At 37.8% G+C, this 18282-nt stretch carries 22 protein-coding genes; 12 read left to right on the top strand and 10 right to left on the bottom strand.

Going from position 1 to position 18282, the window contains the following annotated elements; all coding sequences use genetic code 11:
• Positions 1 to 84 precede the first annotated feature (84 nt).
• The 3 genes from BFM98_RS13035 (at position 85) to BFM98_RS13025 (ending at position 2011) form a co-directional block, all read left to right on the top strand.
• The gene (locus BFM98_RS13035) at positions 85 to 333 is read left to right on the top strand and encodes a ferredoxin (RefSeq protein ID WP_004232564.1); all 249 of its coding nucleotides are present in this window, start codon (positions 85 to 87) and stop codon (positions 331 to 333) included.
• 137 nt (positions 334 to 470) lie between these two features.
• The gene (locus BFM98_RS13030; protein WP_048389781.1) at positions 471 to 1064 is read left to right on the top strand and encodes a hypothetical protein; all 594 of its coding nucleotides are present in this window, start codon (positions 471 to 473) and stop codon (positions 1062 to 1064) included.
• A gap of 164 nt (positions 1065 to 1228) precedes the next feature.
• Complete coding sequence (locus tag BFM98_RS13025; protein ID WP_004232559.1) at positions 1229 to 2011, top strand: enoyl-ACP reductase FabI; 783 nt, start codon at positions 1229 to 1231, stop codon at positions 2009 to 2011.
• A 52-nt stretch (positions 2012 to 2063) separates the two neighbouring features.
• On the opposite strand, the gene BFM98_RS13020 is transcribed toward BFM98_RS13025, so the two are convergent.
• Positions 2064 to 2792: a sulfite exporter TauE/SafE family protein gene (locus tag BFM98_RS13020; RefSeq protein WP_066037604.1), complete on the bottom strand. Its 729-nt coding sequence runs from the start codon at positions 2790 to 2792 to the stop codon at positions 2064 to 2066.
• Positions 2793 to 2806: 14 nt separating this feature from the next.
• Positions 2807 to 4006 carry an MFS transporter gene (locus BFM98_RS13015; RefSeq protein WP_066037603.1) on the bottom strand — a complete coding sequence of 400 codons (1200 nt, stop codon included), beginning with the start codon at positions 4004 to 4006 and terminating at the stop codon, positions 2807 to 2809.
• Between the two features lie 298 nt (positions 4007 to 4304).
• On the opposite strand from BFM98_RS13015, the gene BFM98_RS13010 reads away from it, so the two are divergent.
• Entirely contained in the window at positions 4305 to 5129 is an 825-nt protein-coding gene (locus tag BFM98_RS13010) for a methyl-accepting chemotaxis protein (RefSeq protein WP_048389774.1), read from the top strand.
• A 17-nt stretch (positions 5130 to 5146) separates the two neighbouring features.
• Positions 5147 to 5692, top strand: coding sequence for a GNAT family N-acetyltransferase (locus BFM98_RS13005; protein ID WP_066037602.1), 546 nt, complete (start codon positions 5147 to 5149; stop codon positions 5690 to 5692).
• 36 nt (positions 5693 to 5728) lie between these two features.
• Here the strand turns inward: BFM98_RS13005 and BFM98_RS13000 are convergent, their stop codons facing one another.
• The gene (locus tag BFM98_RS13000; protein ID WP_004232547.1) at positions 5729 to 7273 is read right to left on the bottom strand and encodes a flotillin lipid rafts scaffold protein FloT; all 1545 of its coding nucleotides are present in this window, start codon (positions 7271 to 7273) and stop codon (positions 5729 to 5731) included.
• 15 nt (positions 7274 to 7288) lie between these two features.
• Positions 7289 to 7819, bottom strand: coding sequence for an NfeD family membrane protein (locus BFM98_RS12995; protein ID WP_004232545.1), 531 nt, complete (start codon positions 7817 to 7819; stop codon positions 7289 to 7291).
• A gap of 154 nt (positions 7820 to 7973) precedes the next feature.
• Between BFM98_RS12995 and BFM98_RS12990 the strand changes: the two genes are divergently transcribed.
• Positions 7974 to 8351: a hypothetical protein gene (locus BFM98_RS12990; protein WP_066037601.1), complete on the top strand. Its 378-nt coding sequence runs from the start codon at positions 7974 to 7976 to the stop codon at positions 8349 to 8351.
• Between the two features lie 126 nt (positions 8352 to 8477).
• Here BFM98_RS12990 and BFM98_RS12985 read toward each other — a convergent pair whose 3' ends face one another.
• The 5 genes from BFM98_RS12985 to BFM98_RS12970 form a co-directional block, all read right to left on the bottom strand.
• Positions 8478 to 9212, bottom strand: a complete 735-nt coding sequence (locus BFM98_RS12985; RefSeq protein ID WP_048389726.1) for a hypothetical protein — start codon at positions 9210 to 9212, stop codon at positions 8478 to 8480.
• A gap of 462 nt (positions 9213 to 9674) precedes the next feature.
• On the bottom strand, positions 9675 to 10466 hold the full coding sequence (locus BFM98_RS12980) for a GNAT family N-acetyltransferase (protein ID WP_066037600.1): 792 nt from the start codon (positions 10464 to 10466) through the stop codon (positions 9675 to 9677).
• Positions 10459 to 12258 (bottom strand): ribosomal protection-like ABC-F family protein, encoded by a 1800-nt coding sequence (abc-f, locus tag BFM98_RS12975; RefSeq protein WP_066037599.1) that lies wholly within the window; start codon positions 12256 to 12258, stop codon positions 10459 to 10461. Before abc-f ends, BFM98_RS12980 begins: the two co-directional genes overlap by 8 nt.
• 104 nt (positions 12259 to 12362) lie before the next feature.
• Entirely contained in the window at positions 12363 to 12503 is a 141-nt protein-coding gene (locus tag BFM98_RS24005) for an RAxF-45 family protein (protein ID WP_004232534.1), read from the bottom strand.
• A gap of 155 nt (positions 12504 to 12658) precedes the next feature.
• Positions 12659 to 13687: an AbrB family transcriptional regulator gene (locus BFM98_RS12970; RefSeq protein WP_048389717.1), complete on the bottom strand. Its 1029-nt coding sequence runs from the start codon at positions 13685 to 13687 to the stop codon at positions 12659 to 12661.
• 205 nt (positions 13688 to 13892) lie between these two features.
• Here BFM98_RS12970 and BFM98_RS12965 point away from each other — a divergent pair, with 205 nt between their 5' ends.
• The 6 genes from BFM98_RS12965 to BFM98_RS12940 all read left to right on the top strand — a co-directional run bounded on the left by BFM98_RS12965 (position 13893) and on the right by BFM98_RS12940 (position 17798).
• Positions 13893 to 14342 carry a LytTR family DNA-binding domain-containing protein gene (locus BFM98_RS12965; RefSeq protein ID WP_048389715.1) on the top strand — a complete coding sequence of 150 codons (450 nt, stop codon included), beginning with the start codon at positions 13893 to 13895 and terminating at the stop codon, positions 14340 to 14342.
• A 1-nt stretch (position 14343) separates the two neighbouring features.
• A complete protein-coding gene (locus tag BFM98_RS12960; RefSeq protein ID WP_066037598.1) occupies positions 14344 to 14745 on the top strand; it encodes a DUF3021 domain-containing protein in 402 nt (133 codons plus the stop codon).
• 6 nt (positions 14746 to 14751) lie between these two features.
• On the top strand, positions 14752 to 15672 hold the full coding sequence (locus BFM98_RS12955) for an ABC transporter ATP-binding protein (RefSeq protein WP_066037597.1): 921 nt from the start codon (positions 14752 to 14754) through the stop codon (positions 15670 to 15672).
• The gene (locus tag BFM98_RS12950; protein ID WP_066037596.1) at positions 15672 to 16547 is read left to right on the top strand and encodes an ABC transporter permease; all 876 of its coding nucleotides are present in this window, start codon (positions 15672 to 15674) and stop codon (positions 16545 to 16547) included. The genes BFM98_RS12955 and BFM98_RS12950 overlap by 1 nt, the downstream gene beginning before the upstream one ends.
• Before the next feature lie 135 nt (positions 16548 to 16682).
• Positions 16683 to 17438, top strand: coding sequence for a DUF2087 domain-containing protein (locus BFM98_RS12945; RefSeq protein ID WP_066037595.1), 756 nt, complete (start codon positions 16683 to 16685; stop codon positions 17436 to 17438).
• 18 nt (positions 17439 to 17456) lie between these two features.
• The gene (locus tag BFM98_RS12940) at positions 17457 to 17798 is read left to right on the top strand and encodes a GIY-YIG nuclease family protein (RefSeq protein ID WP_066037594.1); all 342 of its coding nucleotides are present in this window, start codon (positions 17457 to 17459) and stop codon (positions 17796 to 17798) included.
• Positions 17799 to 17837: 39 nt separating this feature from the next.
• Here BFM98_RS12940 and BFM98_RS12935 read toward each other — a convergent pair whose 3' ends face one another.
• Entirely contained in the window at positions 17838 to 18218 is a 381-nt protein-coding gene (locus tag BFM98_RS12935) for an MmcQ/YjbR family DNA-binding protein (RefSeq protein ID WP_048389704.1), read from the bottom strand.
• Positions 18219 to 18282: the final 64 nt, after the last annotated feature.

The raw sequence follows: 18282 nt of genomic DNA, 5'->3' as shown, positions 1-18282 counted from the left end.
ATAGTATTTAAGTTGAAATGTAAGATAAACATCTTTAAAATGAGTATGAAGCTTTGTAGGAACATCGTTAAAGGAGAGAATAAAATGGCTAAATACACAATAGTTGATAAAGATACATGCATCGCTTGTGGCGCATGTGGAGCCGCAGCGCCAGACATTTATGATTATGATGATGAAGGCATTGCCTTCGTTATTTTAGATGATAACATGGGAACTGCTGAAGTTCCAGAGGATCTATTGGAAGATATGCAAGACGCTTTTGAAGGTTGTCCAACAGACTCTATCAAAGTAGCAGATGAAACATTCGATGGTGACTCATTAAAATTTGAATAGTCTTCCGTTGATGTATATCTTAAAAGGCATCCTTCAGGGGATGCCTTCTTATTGATTAAAATATTGGCTATCTTTTGCATCAAGATAATAGGCATATGGTCCATTGCTATACATACCAATCTATTGGAGGAATGTGAATGTTTGAGCAGTTACAAGTTGAGCATAGTTTATTTTATATTGATCAAGACCATATGAATAGATTTAAAAATCTTGCTGCAAAGTGGCAATCAATATTTCCAGATGTTTGTGCGAAATGTTTGAATACTGTGGACGCATGGGCAAACGTGTTAAATAACTGGGTTTTCTTAAAATCGCAGCAGACCGATGAGCTCATTCTAAATCCTTCTAAAGCCATCTATTATTCTATCAATACATTCTTATTAGATGAGCTCCAAAAAATTCAAATAATTCAAAAAGTAAAAGAATGTGAGAATGATGATTTTCAGTATTTTGCGGCCTTCCACTTAGGAAATGCCATCGATTTATGGGTGTACGATACACTTGAAAAAAGTGCAGAATCTGATTTGTTAAAACCACAAAATCGAATACCTTATTATCTTGCCTTTTTAGACGATGATTTTCAAACAGACAATGCTTTATTCCATAAAAATCAAACAAGAGCAATCAAAATATTGGCACAGGTCATTCGGTCACAAAATTGCTTTAGAATCACTGTCAGTAGTGCTGTTAATCGAGCAGTAGATATGTATGATCATTATGTAACAAAATAAAATAGCACACTTTTTAATTCGTCTCTACTGTAAAGAGATGAATTTTTTTTGCTCTCTAAACTACTTCTCTTTTCATCTTGTTATTGCAACGTTATTTTATGTATGATAAGATTTTAGTAGTTGGTACTAATAACAGATATTATCTCACAAAGGAGTTCTTCATAATGATGGATAATTTATTACAATTAAAAGATAAGAACATTGTTGTCATGGGCGTAGCAAATGATCGCAGTATTGCTTGGGGCATTGCTAAACGTTTATTTGACGTTGGTGCAAATGTCATCTTCACGTATCGTCAAGAACGTTCATTAAAAAAATTACAAAAACAATTAGAAAATATCGGACAATCCGATTCTCTTGTTGTTCAATGTGATGTGAATAGTGACGACAGCACAAAAGCAGCTTTTGAAGAAATCGGCTCAAAGGTTGGTGTTATTCATGGGATTGTACATTCAGTGGCTTTTGCGCATGCAGAAGATTTACACAACCGCTTCCTTGAAACAACTCGAGAAGGCTATGCATTCGCACAAGATACAAGTGCCTATTCACTTATTTCCACTGCAAAAGCAGCTCATCCATACATGACAGAGGGTGGCTCTATCGTTACAATGAGTTACTTAGGTGCAGAACGAGTACTTGATGGCTACAATGTGATGGGCGTTGCAAAAGCTGCATTAGAGGCTTCTATGCGCTATCTTGCTGCTGATATTGGCCAAGATAATATTCGCGTCAATGCTATCTCAGCTGGTGCTATTCGTACACTCGCTGCAAAAGGTGTTCCTTCTTTTAACACAATCTTACACAAAATTGAAGAAACAGCTCCTTTAAAACGTAATGTTCAACAAGACGAAGTAGCAGATATGACGATTGTTATGCTATCTCACCTATCACGTGGTGTGACTGGTGAGACGATCTACATCGACGCTGGCTACAATATTATGGGTTAACAATAAAGAAGTATGGGAGGATGTATTATCCTTCCATACTTCTTTTTGTTGTTTATAGCATTGTCCATAAACTTTGGATCAACAAAATTAAGCCTGCTGCTACTAATAGAAAATAAATTAAGATTTTAAACAATTTTTGATTTAATCGAGTAAATAGCATTTGTCCAAAAATAAGTCCTAAGAAAACAATTGGCAAAGCATACATACTATATATCCAAACCATTTTACTTGTACCCTCAAAAATGACTTGAGAAAGTAAGCTAATTAGATAGATAAATATATAGTAGGCTAGTGAAACAGCTCTAATGGTTTCTTTATTTCTATGTGTGCTCGCAAAATAGAGCAACAGTGGTGGTCCAGCCATCCCAATACTTGTTGTGAACATACCTGATATAAAACCAACGCCATAATCTCTACTCCTTGTTTGTTGAATAGAGAGATTTTTAATCAATAGAATCGTAAGCCCTATAAGAAGGATAGCGATGAGCAGCTTAAATGTCGTCACATCGACTAAGGCAAATAGTATACTACCAAAAGGAGCACCTGCAACACTACCGATCATCACCTTTTTAAGCAACGCTACATCAATATCATGTCTCACCTTCCATATGAGAGAAAACGAAATAACAAGGGACAGTATTATATTTATTTGCATCGCCTCTTGTGGTGTAAAAAGCAACAGTAAAAAAGGCGTAGCCATAACGGAAAAACCAAAACCTGTACTGGTTTGTAAAATAGAAGCTGCTAGGATAATGAAAAAATAGAAAAGTAATTCCTGCAAAATGACACCTCACATCATGTTGTGATACGTTGTCTAACAATGAATCTTTTTAATAAAAATGATAGGACACAAGCAATGAATAAAAACAGAGCAATCATCACTATAACACCCATCCACCCATATTTCATCCAAAAAACGCCTCCTACTGTTCCTCCAACACTTGAACCAAAATAATAGAAAAATAAATAGAGAGAAGATGCTTGTGCTTTATCGTGGGATGCTCGTTTGCTCACCCAGCCACTTGCGATTGAATGAGCTGCAAAAAAGCCAAAGGTAAAAACGGTTATCCCTATAATCTTTAAAGTAAGTAGCCCATTGAGCGTTACTATAGCTCCAGCTAACATAATGGCAATGGCCAGTAAGAGCATTCGTTGGCGACCATAACGATCGGCTAAACTGCCAAACCATGCCGAGCTAAATGTCCCAACTAAATAAATGACAAATATCCAACCTACAATTGTGGCACTTAAATTATAGGGAGGTGCCATTAGTTTAAAGCCAATATAATTATAAAGTGTGACAAAGCTTCCCATTAAAAGAAACCCCATCCCATAAAGACACAGCATAGAAGGATCTCTTAAATGTTGCAGTAGGGTTTTGGTCAATGCTTTTAATTGTAAAGGTCGCGCGCTGAAATGTTTGGAGCTTGGTAACATCCAGACAAACAATAAACTAACTAGCAGGCTGATTCCTCCTAGTACCATCATGCCTGTATGCCAGTTATAATGGTCCGTTAAGGTACCAATAATAACTCGTCCACTAAGTCCCCCTACTGAATTACCGCTAATATATAAGCCCATGGCAACCCCTAAGCTTCCTGGTTCCATCTCTTCTCCCAAATAAGCCATAGCGATTGCTGGTAAACCTGCAAAAACGATGCCTTGTACAACACGTAAAACTAAAATTGTTTCAAAGTTAGGTGAAAATGCAAGAGCTAGTGTCAGGACAGAAGCTGCAAAAATAGAAATCGTCATCAATGATTTTCTTCCCCATGCTTCTGATAACGAACTGACAATTATTAAACTCACCGCTAATGCAAAGGTAGTTACTGAAAGAGATAAACTTGCTACAGCTGGTGAGACGTGAAATGCTTCTGAAAATGTTGGTAGTAATGGCTGCGTTACATATAGGTTAGCAAACGTAATAAAGCCTGCTAAAAATAAGGCCCAATTCGCTTTATGAAACGCCCTCGTACCCTTTTGTATATAGTCCATGAAACTCTCTCCTTAACTTCTTCCACATGCTACTATTATTCTAATACAATATTTCGCAAAACACACGTCTCCTTGTCAAATTTTAGACAAAAAAACCTACTTTTCCACCTATGAATCACAAAAAATAATTGACAAATAAAAGCATATCAAATTTATATAAACGTCTTTTAATAAAAAATAAATAGCTATTTTGACTTGGCAAATATTGTGCTACAGTAAAAGTAATCATCTAGAACCATTGTCACAATGAAGACAGATGACACAACCATTTTCATTGACGAGACTTGGAGGAATTTTTATGAAAATTATTGAAGCTTTAGCCCTCGCAACACCTTATATTCATCTAGCATTAAAACAAGAAGCCATTGTGGCTGTTGTTGAAAAGGAAAATGAAACAGTCGTTAAATACTTAGCAGGTAAACGTGTGGATTCCGGCTACCATGATGGACAAAAAGTTAACGCCAATGACCAAAATGTTTTCATCGCCTTTAATGGACAAAATGCAGATGTGGTGATACCAGAGGATGTTTACGGTGTAGCAATCAATGCTTTTTCATTCCCCATTCGTGAAAATGGTCAAGTAGTAGGTGCATTAGCTTTTGGCTTACCAATAGATAATGAGCTCAAACTTGAAGATTATATGGCTACGATGGATAAGATCGTCAACAGTCTACAGGATAAAGTACATACAATCGCTTCCCATTCTGAGGAATTAGCAGCCACTAGTGAGGAAATTAATAAGCAGGCACAGCATGCCCTAGAGGACTCTGAAAAAACAAATGCCGTGACAGATTTAATTAAAAGTATATCTCGCCAAACTAATTTACTAGGTTTAAACGCATCCATCGAGGCTGCACGTGCTGGACAGCACGGCGCTGGCTTTAATATTGTGGCACAGGAAGTTCGAAAACTGTCCTTTGAGACGTCTAGTGCTACCGAAAATATAGAATCATCATTACGGAATATCAATAGAAATCTAGATAATCTAAAGCAAAATATGGGACAAATCAATGATGCAACAAATGAGCAAGCACAGCTCGTACAGGATTTCAGCGAAATTATAGAAGAATTAACTTTACTTAGCCGAGAAATGAAAGGCTTTATGCACAATGCGTTAAAATAATAATGAGGTGAACAATAATGCAAATTACCATAAACCAAGATTTAGCTTTACGGATGATCGCACCTGAAGATGCAGAGAAGGTTTTTGCATTAACGGATGCCTCGAGGGAATATCTGAAAGAATGGCTACCATGGCTAGATTTCACAAAAGAACTGGCGGATACAAAAGCCTATATTGAGGGCTGTATTAAGGGCCATGAAGCGAACAGTAGCCTCTTCCTAGTCATTCTCTTTAAAAATGAAATTGTTGGCATTGCAGGCTTTAACGCGATTAACCCGAGCAATAAAATCGGCACTATTGGCTATTGGTTGAGCGAAGGAGCACAAGGACATGGCATCATGACGAAAACGGTAAAAGCTTTATTGCAATATGCCTTTGAAACATTGAAGCTTCATAAAGTTGAAATTCGTGTTGCTGAAGCCAATCACAAAAGTCGCGCAATCCCAGAACGTCTTGGATTCATGCAAGAAGGAACCATTCGAGCTGCAGAATGGCTCTACGATCATTATGTAAATCACGTTATTTATGGCATGCTTGTAAGTGAATGGCAGCAACAACTATAAAAAAACGACCTGATGAGATCATCAGGTCGTTTTTTGTTAGGATTGTTCTACCGCTTCTTTCGTTTCTTCAGGTGCTTGCTTTTTTTCAAGTCCTAAAGCAATCTGCTCTAATTCTGGACGCAATGTGTGCTTCCCAGCATAGCTCTCGATCAGCTCTTTTACATCGAGACCAGAAGTTTCTTTTAATGTTTCTTGAAGTGTAGACATTAAATTGGTTGCGTAAGATGTAACCTTATTCGCACCACTTCCCTCTCCACCACCAGTATCGACCACTGTAATCTTATCGATATTGCCAAGTGGACTTGCAAGCTCTTTTGCATACTCTGGCATCATGCGTACAACCATATCCAGTACAGCTGCTTGACCATAGTATTCAAAGGCTTCGGCAATCTTACGTTTAGCTTCAGCTTCAGCCAGACCACGTAGACGAATGATATCAGCCTCCGTCTCCCCTTGTGCTCGCTCTGCATCAGCTTTGGCAAGACCATCCAAACGAATTTTCTCTGCCTCTGCTTTTGCTAATGATTCAATACGATATTTTTCCGCATCAGCCTGTGCAAGCTCACGCATTTTTTCAGCTGCAGCATTTTGCTCCACTGCATAGCGATCTGCATCTGCTTTCTTTTTAACCTCAGAGTCATATTGCTTTTCTCTACGTAAAATCTCTTTTTCTTCTAATTCAATTTGCTTTTGACGCTCGATAATGCGAATTTGCATTTCTTGCTCCGTTACTTCCTGCTTAGCACGAGCAGTTTCAAGCTCATACGCTTGGTCAGCACGCGCTTTGGCAATATCCTGCTCACGTCGGAACTCAGCTACTTTTAATTGATTTTCTTTTTCTGCTTCTGCAATTTCCGTCGCACGCTCTAGTTCTGCCTTTTGTGCTTCCTTAGACGCTTCTGCACGTTTAATACGTGTTTCTTTTTCTGCATCTGCTGTCGCAATATCAGCATCTCGCTTTACCTGTGCGATTCTCGGTTTCCCTAGTGAGTCTAAATAGCCATTTTTATCTCGTACATCCTTGATCGTGAAGGATACAATGACAAGACCCATCTTTGCTAAATCTTGTGAAGCAACACGTTGAACTTCCTGTGAGAATTTATCGCGGTTTTTGTAGATTTCTTCAACCGTCATAGATCCTAAAATGGAACGTAAATGACCTTCTAATACTTCACGTGCTTCCCCTTCGCGCTCTGCTTTTTGCTTGCCTAAAAACTGCTCTGCTGCTGTCGCAATTTCTGAAATGGAACCGCCAATTTTAATAATGGCTGTACCATCTGCCATAACAGGAACACCTTGCTCTGTATACACCTCAGGCGTTGTCACTTCTAGTTTACTAGAAAGTAAGCTTAACGGCTGTGCTTGTTGGAAAATAGGGAATACAAATGTACCGCCCCCACGAATGATTTTAATGCGATTCCCCGACTCATCCTTATGTACATTTTTAGAGCCGAGATAGCTACCTGTCACAATCAGTGCTTCATCAGGACCCGCCGTACGATACTTTGTCACATATAAGCCGACTAGGGCAATTAATACAAATGCTACAATTCCTAAAACAATTAAGATATCGGTTGACATAGACATATCTCTCCTTTAAACAAATTTTTTCTCGTACGTTCTAACAAAAAGTGTTCCGTCCTTCACATCCACAACAAGTACGGTTTCATCATAGTCAATGGCTTCATTATCATAGCCCGTTGCGCGTTTTGAAATCATGCCACTTGTCGTTTCGATAACAACCTCGCCAAAACCATCTACTGGAATTGGCACAATAACTCTTCCTAATTGCCCGCCTAGCGATTCCTCTGTATAAGCTAAAGAAACATCAGCGGAACGTAGCGGAACGAGAACAAATAAATAAAAGATGGAACTTAAAATAGCACCGATGATACATGCAGCAATGATGTTCCAAACGCTAGAGAACCAGGCTAGTTTTTCTAAAATAAAACCTGCTGCTGACATCAACGTAATGAAAGATAGAATGACACTCGGATTAAAAATGGGTAGTCCTTCCCCAATACCTTCGACTGCATCACCAAAAAACATAACCAATACTGTGGCAAGGCCAGCGAAAATCAAAACCACCAAAAAGATCTGCTCGAGTGAATAGCCAAATAGCGTCAAGTTGCTCACCCCTTTTCATCATATTACCTACTATACGGATGTACCTCAGGAAAAGTTTCAAAATTTTTCAAACTCTTCTTTAAAGTATTATTTTTTGCTTTCATTAGAACCATGTTACAATAGAAAAGTATTCTGACAACTAAGGAGAAATGGCATGAAGCTTTCGACAATCTTAAATTTTATAATTCTAGTATTTTTCACGTTATTATTCGTTAATGATTTCTTCCCTGATACAGCTATTGCTGCGATGCTGACTAAAAAAATAATATTGCTTATATTAGTTGGGCTTGTCATCATTCAGCTAGCCTTTGACAAGGGTAGATATAAAAGATTATCAAAAAAGGCTTATATCGGATTAACATTGTATACAGTTGGATTATGGATTGTTTTAACATTACTTGGCGGTCAATCACAAATTGGCCTATCGTTCACAAGTCCTCTATTCTATATCATTGTTGTGCTTCTTGGATTGGATTTAATCCGCCTTTCACGCCAAACTAAGCGGGATCAAACAGAGGAGAAAGCGAAGTAAAGCACAGCTATCCGTCAATCTTACGAAGCTATCCACCACTTTCGCACTGCTTACCGTCACTTTTGTCCCTCTATCCGACGACAACATAAAAAGCATGTCTCTGATTTTGACAGAGACATGCTTTTCTTATGATTCTAATACATTTAAAATGGCATCCAGTTCATGGACAGCTAGATCTAAGCGTTCCTTCGCTTCGATATTTTGCTGTTTTAAGTGACTAAACTCTAGTAAATTTTTCTCATGCTTTAATTTAATAGATGATAAACGTTCGATTCGTGCTTCTACTTTTTCTATTGCTTGCTCACAGACAGTTGTCCAGAGCTTTTCTGATTGCTGCATTTCCGTTGTCGATGGGTTGTGCTGACGCATAATTCGTGCGTAAACCATTTCAATTTGTTCAATTAGCTCCGAATAAAAATGGCGCTCAACGCGTGTTGTTTGGAATGTTGGATGTTCTACCTCTTTGGCATATGGCGTTATTTGACGAAGTAGCTTGCCAGCATTTTCTCCAAAAGCATGGGATAAATTCAAGACATTCATTAATTGCAATAATAAGCGTATTTCTTCTAGATTAATAAGTTGGGAATCGATGCTTTCCTTTAACTTTAATGACTCCATGTAGCGTCGATCAAAATGTTCAATTTCACCGTTGCGCTGCTCTACTAAATGGACACTTGCATTGTCTTTCAAGCTTTTAATATAGCGAATGGCATGGTTTTTTAGCTCTTCTTTTGACAGCAAGTTATCATTGTCTTGTTGTGGTTTTTCTCGTTGAACATACGCAAATGCATCCATTTTTTTGGGCCATTGTGCTGCTTGGGTTTCATCTGAGACATTATAGCGTATATAAATTCCGTGCATTTCATATCCTCCAAGTCCATTAAACAAGTATCTCTAAAGACAATAAATCGAATACAACATTTTTTCAAGTAAAAAACTTTTAATAATTGAAAATCCTTCTTTTTAACAATAAAACAAAAATCCCGAATAGTCGATACTATTCAGGATTTTACTAGTTTTCATTTATTCCTACTTATCCTTTAACACCTTTCCACCTGCTCCACTAACCCGTGTATGGTTGCATCTCGCAAATTCATATCAGACAATGGATAAAAACAATGCTGTTAACTGAGGCCTGAGGAATTCGATGTCGTAATGAGCAGCTATCGTTCTACAGGAGCAGGAAATAATTTTTGCTGATTATATTTTAAAGCATCCCTTCATTAAAACAACCTGTAATCAAAATTGACAAGTACAGTTCTAAAAAATCGCCAAATTCCTTGTAAGCACTACAGGAATTTGGCGATTTTTATGTGTAGCTATTTAAGCCTGTTGGCGGATATCTTGAATGCTCTTTCCTTCAGTAAACGCATGAATCGATGCAATGGAGCCCATCGATTTAAAATTCGCCTTCTCATAGACTTTGGCAACCTGTTCACTGATCGGTAATATCCAAAGATCGTCCAATCCCAGCTTGACTGATTGCTGTTGGATATGCTGCAGCATATAGCCGATTAAACCACGACCACGATAGCTTTCAGTTGTTGCAACACTTTCAATCCTACCTTGATTTTCTGACACAAAAATATTTGCTGAGCAGCACGCCACCCCATCTATTCTTAGTAGATAATACGTAAAATGTGAAGAATGATAGGTTTGTTCAAATGCCTTTTTTATTAATGAAGGCTCCCCAAATGCAGAAATGCTCATTTCTACTGCTAATGCTTCCTCCATATTTGCATCCGTTACACGCTCAATTTGAATGGCAGGATTAGATGGAAGTATCGCATATTCACCGTTCCAGTACTGAATTTCATTAACAAAATGCTCATATTGAAAGCCATGCATCTCTAATGCCTCTATACATAGCTGATTTTGTTCTAGATTATATAAATAAATACGCGGGATCAGAGATTTTGATTGGTAGAAATCTTTGATGTCTTGTAAAAATAAATCAGGTTGTTCAATCTTTCTCCAAATCTGTGCATGATTTGCATCGTAATAGGTTGGGATAGCCTGATTGTAAAATAAGACCCCCTCCTTACAAACCTCCACTTCACTGAAACTCTTCACATACTCTATATCAAGCTGCATAATGCGTTCTAAATTAAACATGCTCTGTGCCCCCTTCTAACCATCTTTCATATAAATTTTCTAATTGAAGTTCAAGCTTCAGCCGTTGTTCTTTAGCAAGCGATGGTTGTTGTAGTTTTGTCTCTATTTTTTCAATTTGCTGTTCAATCGGTAATTCTTTTTTAGGTGGCTGCGTTTTATTTACTGGTTGTTTTTCAACCATTTTCATTGCAAGTTCCTGTCGCTTTTCTCTAGCCCACTCATAATCTCCCTCAAAAACTTGAATAGTCTGGTTTTCAATCCACGCCGTTTTCGTAAAAATTTTCTGTAAGAAATAGCGGTCATGTGACACCCCAATAATCGTGCCTTCAAAGGATTCTAGTGTCTCTTCCAATACTTCTCTTGCTTCAATATCTAAATGATTCGTTGGCTCATCTAAGATTAAGACATTGATATCCTCATGCATTAATTGTGCTAAACGAAGACGCATTTTTTCTCCACCACTTAAGTCCTTCACTTTTTTAAAGACATCATAGCCATAGAACAAAAATCGTGCGAGTATATGGCGAGCTTCCGCCTCTGACACGGCGACACTTTCACGAAAGGCATCAATTAATCGAATAGCAGGATTTTGATGTTCAAATTGTTGGGAAAGGTATCCAAATTTCACATTACTTCCAATCTGACACACTCCCTGATTAGGAATGATTTCCCCTAACATCATTTTTAATAATGTTGATTTTCCACTACCATTGCTCCCAACAATCGCTAATCTTTCGCCAAAATAAATAGCTAGATTGCTTTCCTTCAATAAAGGCTTATCAAAGCCATGATCAATGGCTTGCAAAAGCACGACCTCTTTACCACTGCGTTCAGCCATCGTTAACGCTAAATTCATTTTCTTTTTAGTGAGGGGCTTCTTTACTCGCTCGATACGTGCTAATGCTTTTTCCATACTTTTTGCACGTCGATGCATCGAGGCGTTTGGTGGATTCGCCTCATTCGCCCACTGCTTTAATCGTTTTATCGTTTCTTGCATCTTTTTAATTTTCTTTTGCTGCTCTTCATAGTTTGCAAACTGTTGTTCAATTTTTGCTTCTTTTTGTGCTATAAAGACATCATAATGGCCGTTATACGTAAAAGCCTCTCCATCCTCAATTTCAATAATCTTCTGGGCTACTTGATTCATGAATTGACGATCATGGGATACGACAATGACAATCCCCTCAAAGTTTCGCACATAATGTTCAAGCCACTCAATAGCTTGCATATCCAGATGGTTCGTTGGTTCATCCAATAACAAAATAGAGGGCTTTTTCAATAAAATTTGTCCAAGCATAACCTTTGTTTTTTCACCACCACTTAAACTACTAAATGGCTGCTCTAGCATATCTGAAATACCTAGTCCATTTGCAATCATTGCTAGCTGTGCATCTACTTCATAGCCCCCTAATAGCATAAATTGCTCCTGCAATTGCCCATATTGCAGTAATATTTTATCCGTGACCGTCGACTGCATCTCTTGCTCAAGTGCTGTCATTTTTGCCTTTATTGCATAAATATCCGCAAATGCTTCCTCCAGCACTTCTTTCACAGCATGGAGTGGATAATGTGGAATCTGATGTAAATAGCCAATCGTCGCTTCTTTACTTTTAATTATTCGTCCCTTGTCAGGTATCTCTACCCCTGCAAGCAGTTGTAATAAAGTCGTTTTTCCACTGCCATTTACACCAACAATCGCCACATGTTCACCACTATTTACCTCTAGCTGTAGGTTCTCGAATAATATATTGCCACCCATAATTTTTTGAATTTGTTCAGCTTTCATTTGCATCGTTTTTTCCTCCAATGAAACGTGCGAAAACATCTTTAGAACACAAAAAAGACTGCTCATTAACAAGCAGTCCTCTTCTCAATTAAATGTGTGAAAAAGAATGGTTAATTCGCTACGTTTGTTATTTGATTTTGCTTAAAAATGGACAGACCTATCCCGTTGTTCGCAAAATCGAAAGTAATCACACGTGCAAAATACATAGCCGTATCCACTTTTACACATGTTTTCGTAGCGTTTTTATTCATTCCTTCTCACCTCCGTTCATAGTAGTTATGGCTATCATAACATTATTCGGATTATTTGGAAAGGGAAAATTTAACGTTCATTTATCATTATTCAAAAGTTCTATTTGAGCGAAATTCGCACAAAGAAAAACATGAGAGGTTGATTCATAGCCCCATCATGTTTTCACTTTTCTTACAAATACTTTTACCACAGGCACCAGAAAAATCGAGACAACTAGTACACGAAAAAGCTGAAAGGCCGTGACAATCGTGACATTTGCATGGACCGAAGCGGCAATAATCCCCATTTGATCAAGACCACCAGGAACAATACTTAAAAAGCTTGTCCTAAAATCAAGGCTGTACAACGCTGCCATCACAAATGTTAAACCATAGGCTGCCCCAATAAAAATGCCCGCCGAAACAAACGCATAAAAGATATGCTTCTTCGATAAATGTAAATCCTCTTTTTTCAATAATAATCCAATATAAATTCCTAGCATGAGTTGGGCAATATGCAGAAGCGATAATGGTAATTTTGGCACTTCTATCCCTGCCATATTAACGCCCATTAGTAAAAACACTGGGCCTAGCATATAGCCTGTTGGAATTTTTAGCTTTTGTGCTAGCCACCCTGCGCCACCACATACCACAAGTATGCCAACAAGGTTCCATGTGTATGTTCCATCAATCATAGAACTATTGCCACCTGCCCCTGCCACCATTAAAGGAACAAAGCCAACGATTAAAAGAACGCGAAGGATTTGAAAGAATGTGATGACCACCATATCCATCTCTTGTTGCTCTTCCGCAAATGCCACAACCTGCGACATGCCCCCAGGAACACAACACGTTAAGGCAGTCGCAAAATCTAAATCTGTCCGCTTGGCAACAAGGAAACTTACCGCAAAAAACAACAAAATAAATATGATATTTAACACGACCATGCTTCCTAAAAAAAGCTTGATGTCCTGTACAGCTTCTGGTGTAAAGGCATAGCCGATAGAATAACCTGCTACGACTAAACCAAAATTGCGGAAAGAATGATGCCATTTTAATTGGACGTTGGTGGATAGCTGCACGATGAGCACCGCTGTAATCGCTCCTAACAGCCAAGGCATCGGTATATGGAAAAATTGAAAAACTACAGCACCTATTAAACCAATGCATAATGTGATGAACATATGCTTATCAAAAATAAACATGGTAGCAGCCCCTTCAACTCGATAAGCCTATTATGACCTTTATAAACCGCTTTTTCTACTGGACCGACTTTTGAGCTGTTTGCTATCGTTGAAAAAGAACCTGTTATCCAACAAATAAAACCTCTTATCGAACAATTTATCCTTGCTAAAATTTTCTATGCTACATTAGTAATACCTGATTCAGCGTTTTTAAAGGAGGCCTCCTATGAAAATTCATTTAACCATCAATCATGAGCTCGAGGAAACTGAGGTTCATATTCATGCCAAGGAATATAATGAGCAAATTGAAAGATTGATGAGACAGCTTCAAGCATCCCAAACTACGATGCTAGATGGGTATGACCAACAAGAAATTCATCTCTTAAAAATTTCCGATATTTATTCCATTTACGCAGAGGATGCCAAAGTATTTTTACAGACAGATGAGCAAGAGTTTGAGTCCAAGCGAAAATTATATGAGCTTGAGGCTCAGCTAGCCAAAGATTTTGTACGCGTGAGTAAGTCTACACTCGTCAATATCCATAAAATATCCTCTATTCAAATGGGCAAAATCGGCACTACACAGCTATTACTTGAAAATGACGTAGCCATTCATGTCAGCCGAAAATATTTAAAAGAATTAAAGAGACACTTAGGTATTGGGAGGGATTCATAGCATGAAGTATTTACGCATGATGATTATCGGTCTACTCATTTCCCTTAGCTCCTCTTATGTCTTAGTGACACTTAGCGTCCTATCAAATAATGCGGTGGCCTCAGGAACAGAATTATTGGAGCAAATTGTTATCGCGGCCATCCTTGGCATTGCCATTGGTTTGCTATCCGTCATTTTTGATATGGAGCAATTGCCTTTTACAGTTCAGCTTCTTCTCCATTTAGTAGCGGTGACAGCATGTGTACTAACCGCAGGCTATTTTGGTAGTTGGTTTGATTCAGGTGTATGGTATGTACTTATTGCTGAAGCCATTATTTACTTGTTTGTTTGGTGTATTCTATATGTTCTTCAATTAAATGATATTGAAAAAATCAATAAAGAAATTCAAAAGAGAAGGGATTAACCACTTATGACGTTTGCGATAAAAGTTGAAAATTTATGTAAACAGTATGGAGAACAGCAAGCTGTCAAAGGTATTTCTTTTACAGTCGAACAAGGCACCCTATTCGCTTTTTTAGGTGAAAACGGTGCAGGTAAATCTACAACGATTGAAATACTTTGTACTTTACTAAAAAAATCGAGTGGTCAAGTAACTATTAATGGTTTCACACTCGACGCAAGCAATGGTAATGGGGATATCCGTAAATCTATTGGTGTCGTTTTCCAGCAAAGTCTATTAGATGAGCGATTAACTGTACGTGAAAATATCCTCCATCGAGGTAAAACATATGGTTTATCGAAAGCACAGCTTACCGATAACTATCAATTTGTTTCCACCTATTTGCATTTAGAGGATATTGAAATGAAAAAATATGGAACATTATCAGGGGGACAAAAAAGGCGAGCAGATATTGCTCGTGCACTGATTCATCGTCCAAGTATTTTATTTCTGGATGAACCTACAACGGGTTTAGATCCACAAACACGTCAATTTGTTTGGCAGGCGATTAAGCAGCTACAACGGGAAACCAATATGACTGTTTTTTTAACGACCCATTATATGGAGGAAGCGGCAGTCGCTCACCAAGTCACTGTCTTAAAGCAAGGTAAAATTGTCGCACAGGGAACGCCCGATGCACTAAAAACAAAATATGCCTATGATTCAATGGCTCTCGTTTTTCAAAATGCACAGGAGGGTGTGAAGTTTCTTGAGGAAAATGCGATCTCCTACACAGAGAATCAAGGGATATACACCATCCGTTTAACGTCTACCTTACAAGCACTTCCCCTTTTAAAAAAAGCTGAGCCACTTATCGCCTCCTTCGAAGTCATTAAAGGATCAATGGATGATGTCTTTCTTCATATTATGGCAGAGGAGGAGGTTGCGTAGTGGAAGCATTAATTAGTCTAGTTCTGCGTAATAACAAAATATTTAGACGGGATAAAACACAGGTGTTCTTCTCCCTACTGTCAGTCATTATTGTCATTGTGTTGTACGCTGTCTTTCTCCAAAAAATGCAGGTAGATGCCATTGAACAACTAACAGAAGCTACACCTGAATTGATCACCATGGTCAATGAGTGGCTAGTAGCAGGTTTACTGTCCATGATTGCTGTTTCGACTACACTTGGTGCCTATGGTATCGCTGTTAAAGACCAAGAATCCAAAGTACAAGCCGACTTTTTAACAGCTCCCCTTTCTCGTGCAACTATTCAGTTGAGCTATGTGCTCAATGCATTTATTATCGGCTGTATTTTTTCCTTTATTGCGCTCCTTGGCTGTGAAATCTTTATTGTCACAACGGGAGGTAAGCTTCTAAGTTTTGGGGATTTTATTCAGGTATTGAGCATACTGTTTTTATCTGTCTTGCTTGCGAGTGTTTTTAATTTATTTCTTTCGTTATTTGTTTCGACCCAAAATGCTTTCTCAACACTCGGCACAATTGTTGGTACATTACTTGGATTTTTATGTGGTGTTTATGTACCTCTTGGAGCTCTACCAAGCTTTGCACAACATATAATCATGTACTTTCCAATTAGCCATACAACACTATTATTACGCAATGCATTTATGGAGAGCTCTATTGCAAATGTTTTTGATGGTGTGCCCGTTTCTTATGTGGAAGATTATAAAATGAATTATGGCATTGTTTATGAACTAAATGGACATATACTTAGCTCCACAACAAGTCTAATTGTGATTGTCTGTACAATTGTAGTTCTTTCTCTAGCATCTATGATCTTATTTAAGAGAAAATATAACTAAATATGAGCCAACCTTTTTACACATCGTTTAGAATACGATGTGTTTTTTATTGCTTTAATACAAACATTTTGTTATTTTAAATATTAAATAACAAACAAATTTATAATTCGTTTGTTTTATCAAGGAGGGATTGCAATGGATGTAAATGAATTATTTTGGCAAGCTCCTATCGATGATCTAAAAAAGGGATATATCGATCAAGCGACACACTTCACGTGCCTACTATGCGGTGAAAAAGTAGAAAAAGGCATTATTTATCCTCAAGAGGGCTTATTATATGAAGCAGAGAAAATGATGCGACACCATATTACATTGGCTCACCATTCTGTTTTTCATTATTTAAACGGTCTCAATAAAAAAATGACAGGCTTAACAGAACATCAAAGTCATATTTTACGCTTATTTTATGAGGGAAAATCAGATCAGGAGATAAAAGAAGAATTAGAGATTGGCAGTGCCACCACGATTCGCCATCACCGTTTTGCTTTAAAAGAAAAGGAACGCCAAGCCAAAACATTGATGGTGATGATGGAGTTACTAAAAGAACAAGATCAGAAGGAGGAACCATTTGTGCCTATTCATAAAACAGCTACTATGGTCGACGATCGCTATAACGTTACCCTCACGGAAGAACAGCAATTATTAGAGAAGCTATTTCCAAACGGTGTTGGCAAGGAACTGGTTCGCTTTCCAAAGCGCGAAAAACAGAAAATTGTAGTGCTACGTGCAATTGCAAATCTTTTTGACCAAGAAAAGCATTATACTGAAAAAGAATTAAATGAAGTGATTAAACCGATGTATGAAGACTATGTTCACATACGTCGTTACTTAATTGAATACGGTTTTCTTGACCGGAAAGCAGATGGCAGTGCCTATTGGGTAAAAAAATAAGAAAGTAGGTTAATAAAAATGGATCATAAAAAAGAGTTAAAAGAAATGTATAAGGACATGAAAATTGAAGCGGGCGTTTTTACAATGACGAATACACAAACAAATAAAGTATTTGTCGGTAGCTTTAATAATTTGAAGCGTTTAAATGGTTTTCAGTTTATGCTCAAAACCAATACACATACGAACAAGGTGCTTCAGGCAGATTACAATTTATATGGTCAAGAAGCTTTTGAGGTGGAAATCGTTGAGTATTTAAAGAAAAAAGAAGAAGGCTATTTCGATGAAAAAAAAGAGCTCGAAAAGCTGGAGCAAAAATGGCTTGAGACACTAAAGCCTTATGGTGAGCATGGTTATAATTAGTCATTAGCGCATTTGCCAAAAAGGTAAATGCGCTATTCATTACTTGTTTGAAGGGTTGCCAATCAATTGAATTTCCTGCTGTGCTTTCTTCGTTAGTTTATTGAAAACAAGTTCATACGAATGCTTAATAAGATTCTCTACTAAATCCATCGGGACATCCTCAGCATCCATATAAATGGAATTCCAATGGGTTTTATTCATATAGTAACCAGGTATAATGCTTGCATAGGCTTCTCGTAATTCCTCCGCTCGAGAAGGCTCACATTTCAATGTAAGAACAGGCTTACCTGTTCTATTTCCTCCAAGCATGGCATACATTTTTCCACCGATATGATAGCGATCTGCTTGCCACTCCTCTTGATAGTCATACGTTGTTCCATGAAGCTGTATACAGTAAGCATGAATTATTTCTTTTTCCATCTTTACCATCCCCGTCCCCTCAAATAAAAACACACGTTCGATTATGGTAAGTATAACCTAAAAC

The organism is Lysinibacillus sp. AR18-8 (assembly GCF_001705465.1).
In the GTDB taxonomy this organism is placed as follows: domain Bacteria; phylum Bacillota; class Bacilli; order Bacillales_A; family Planococcaceae; genus Lysinibacillus; species Lysinibacillus capsici.
The sequence above is the reverse complement of the archived record's forward strand: the minus strand, read 5'-3'. Positions and strand labels throughout refer to the sequence as shown.

Coding starts and splice junctions, on each gene's coding strand:
- BFM98_RS13035 (WP_004232564.1), top strand. CDS start 85: ATGGCTAAATACACAATAGTTGATAAAGATACATGCATCGCTTGTGGC.
- BFM98_RS13030 (WP_048389781.1), top strand. CDS start 471: ATGTTTGAGCAGTTACAAGTTGAGCATAGTTTATTTTATATTGATCAA.
- BFM98_RS13025 (WP_004232559.1), top strand. CDS start 1,229: ATGATGGATAATTTATTACAATTAAAAGATAAGAACATTGTTGTCATG.
- BFM98_RS13015 (WP_066037603.1), bottom strand. CDS start 4,006: ATGGACTATATACAAAAGGGTACGAGGGCGTTTCATAAAGCGAATTGG.
- BFM98_RS13010 (WP_048389774.1), top strand. CDS start 4,305: ATGAAAATTATTGAAGCTTTAGCCCTCGCAACACCTTATATTCATCTA.
- BFM98_RS13005 (WP_066037602.1), top strand. CDS start 5,147: ATGCAAATTACCATAAACCAAGATTTAGCTTTACGGATGATCGCACCT.
- BFM98_RS13000 (WP_004232547.1), bottom strand. CDS start 7,273: ATGTCAACCGATATCTTAATTGTTTTAGGAATTGTAGCATTTGTATTA.
- BFM98_RS12990 (WP_066037601.1), top strand. CDS start 7,974: ATGAAGCTTTCGACAATCTTAAATTTTATAATTCTAGTATTTTTCACG.
- BFM98_RS12985 (WP_048389726.1), bottom strand. CDS start 9,212: ATGCACGGAATTTATATACGCTATAATGTCTCAGATGAAACCCAAGCA.
- BFM98_RS12980 (WP_066037600.1), bottom strand. CDS start 10,466: ATGTTTAATTTAGAACGCATTATGCAGCTTGATATAGAGTATGTGAAG.
- abc-f (WP_066037599.1), bottom strand. CDS start 12,258: ATGCAAATGAAAGCTGAACAAATTCAAAAAATTATGGGTGGCAATATA.
- BFM98_RS24005 (WP_004232534.1), bottom strand. CDS start 12,503: ATGAATAAAAACGCTACGAAAACATGTGTAAAAGTGGATACGGCTATG.
- BFM98_RS12970 (WP_048389717.1), bottom strand. CDS start 13,687: ATGTTTATTTTTGATAAGCATATGTTCATCACATTATGCATTGGTTTA.
- BFM98_RS12965 (WP_048389715.1), top strand. CDS start 13,893: ATGAAAATTCATTTAACCATCAATCATGAGCTCGAGGAAACTGAGGTT.
- BFM98_RS12960 (WP_066037598.1), top strand. CDS start 14,344: ATGAAGTATTTACGCATGATGATTATCGGTCTACTCATTTCCCTTAGC.
- BFM98_RS12955 (WP_066037597.1), top strand. CDS start 14,752: ATGACGTTTGCGATAAAAGTTGAAAATTTATGTAAACAGTATGGAGAA.
- BFM98_RS12945 (WP_066037595.1), top strand. CDS start 16,683: ATGGATGTAAATGAATTATTTTGGCAAGCTCCTATCGATGATCTAAAA.
- BFM98_RS12940 (WP_066037594.1), top strand. CDS start 17,457: ATGGATCATAAAAAAGAGTTAAAAGAAATGTATAAGGACATGAAAATT.
- BFM98_RS12935 (WP_048389704.1), bottom strand. CDS start 18,218: ATGGAAAAAGAAATAATTCATGCTTACTGTATACAGCTTCATGGAACA.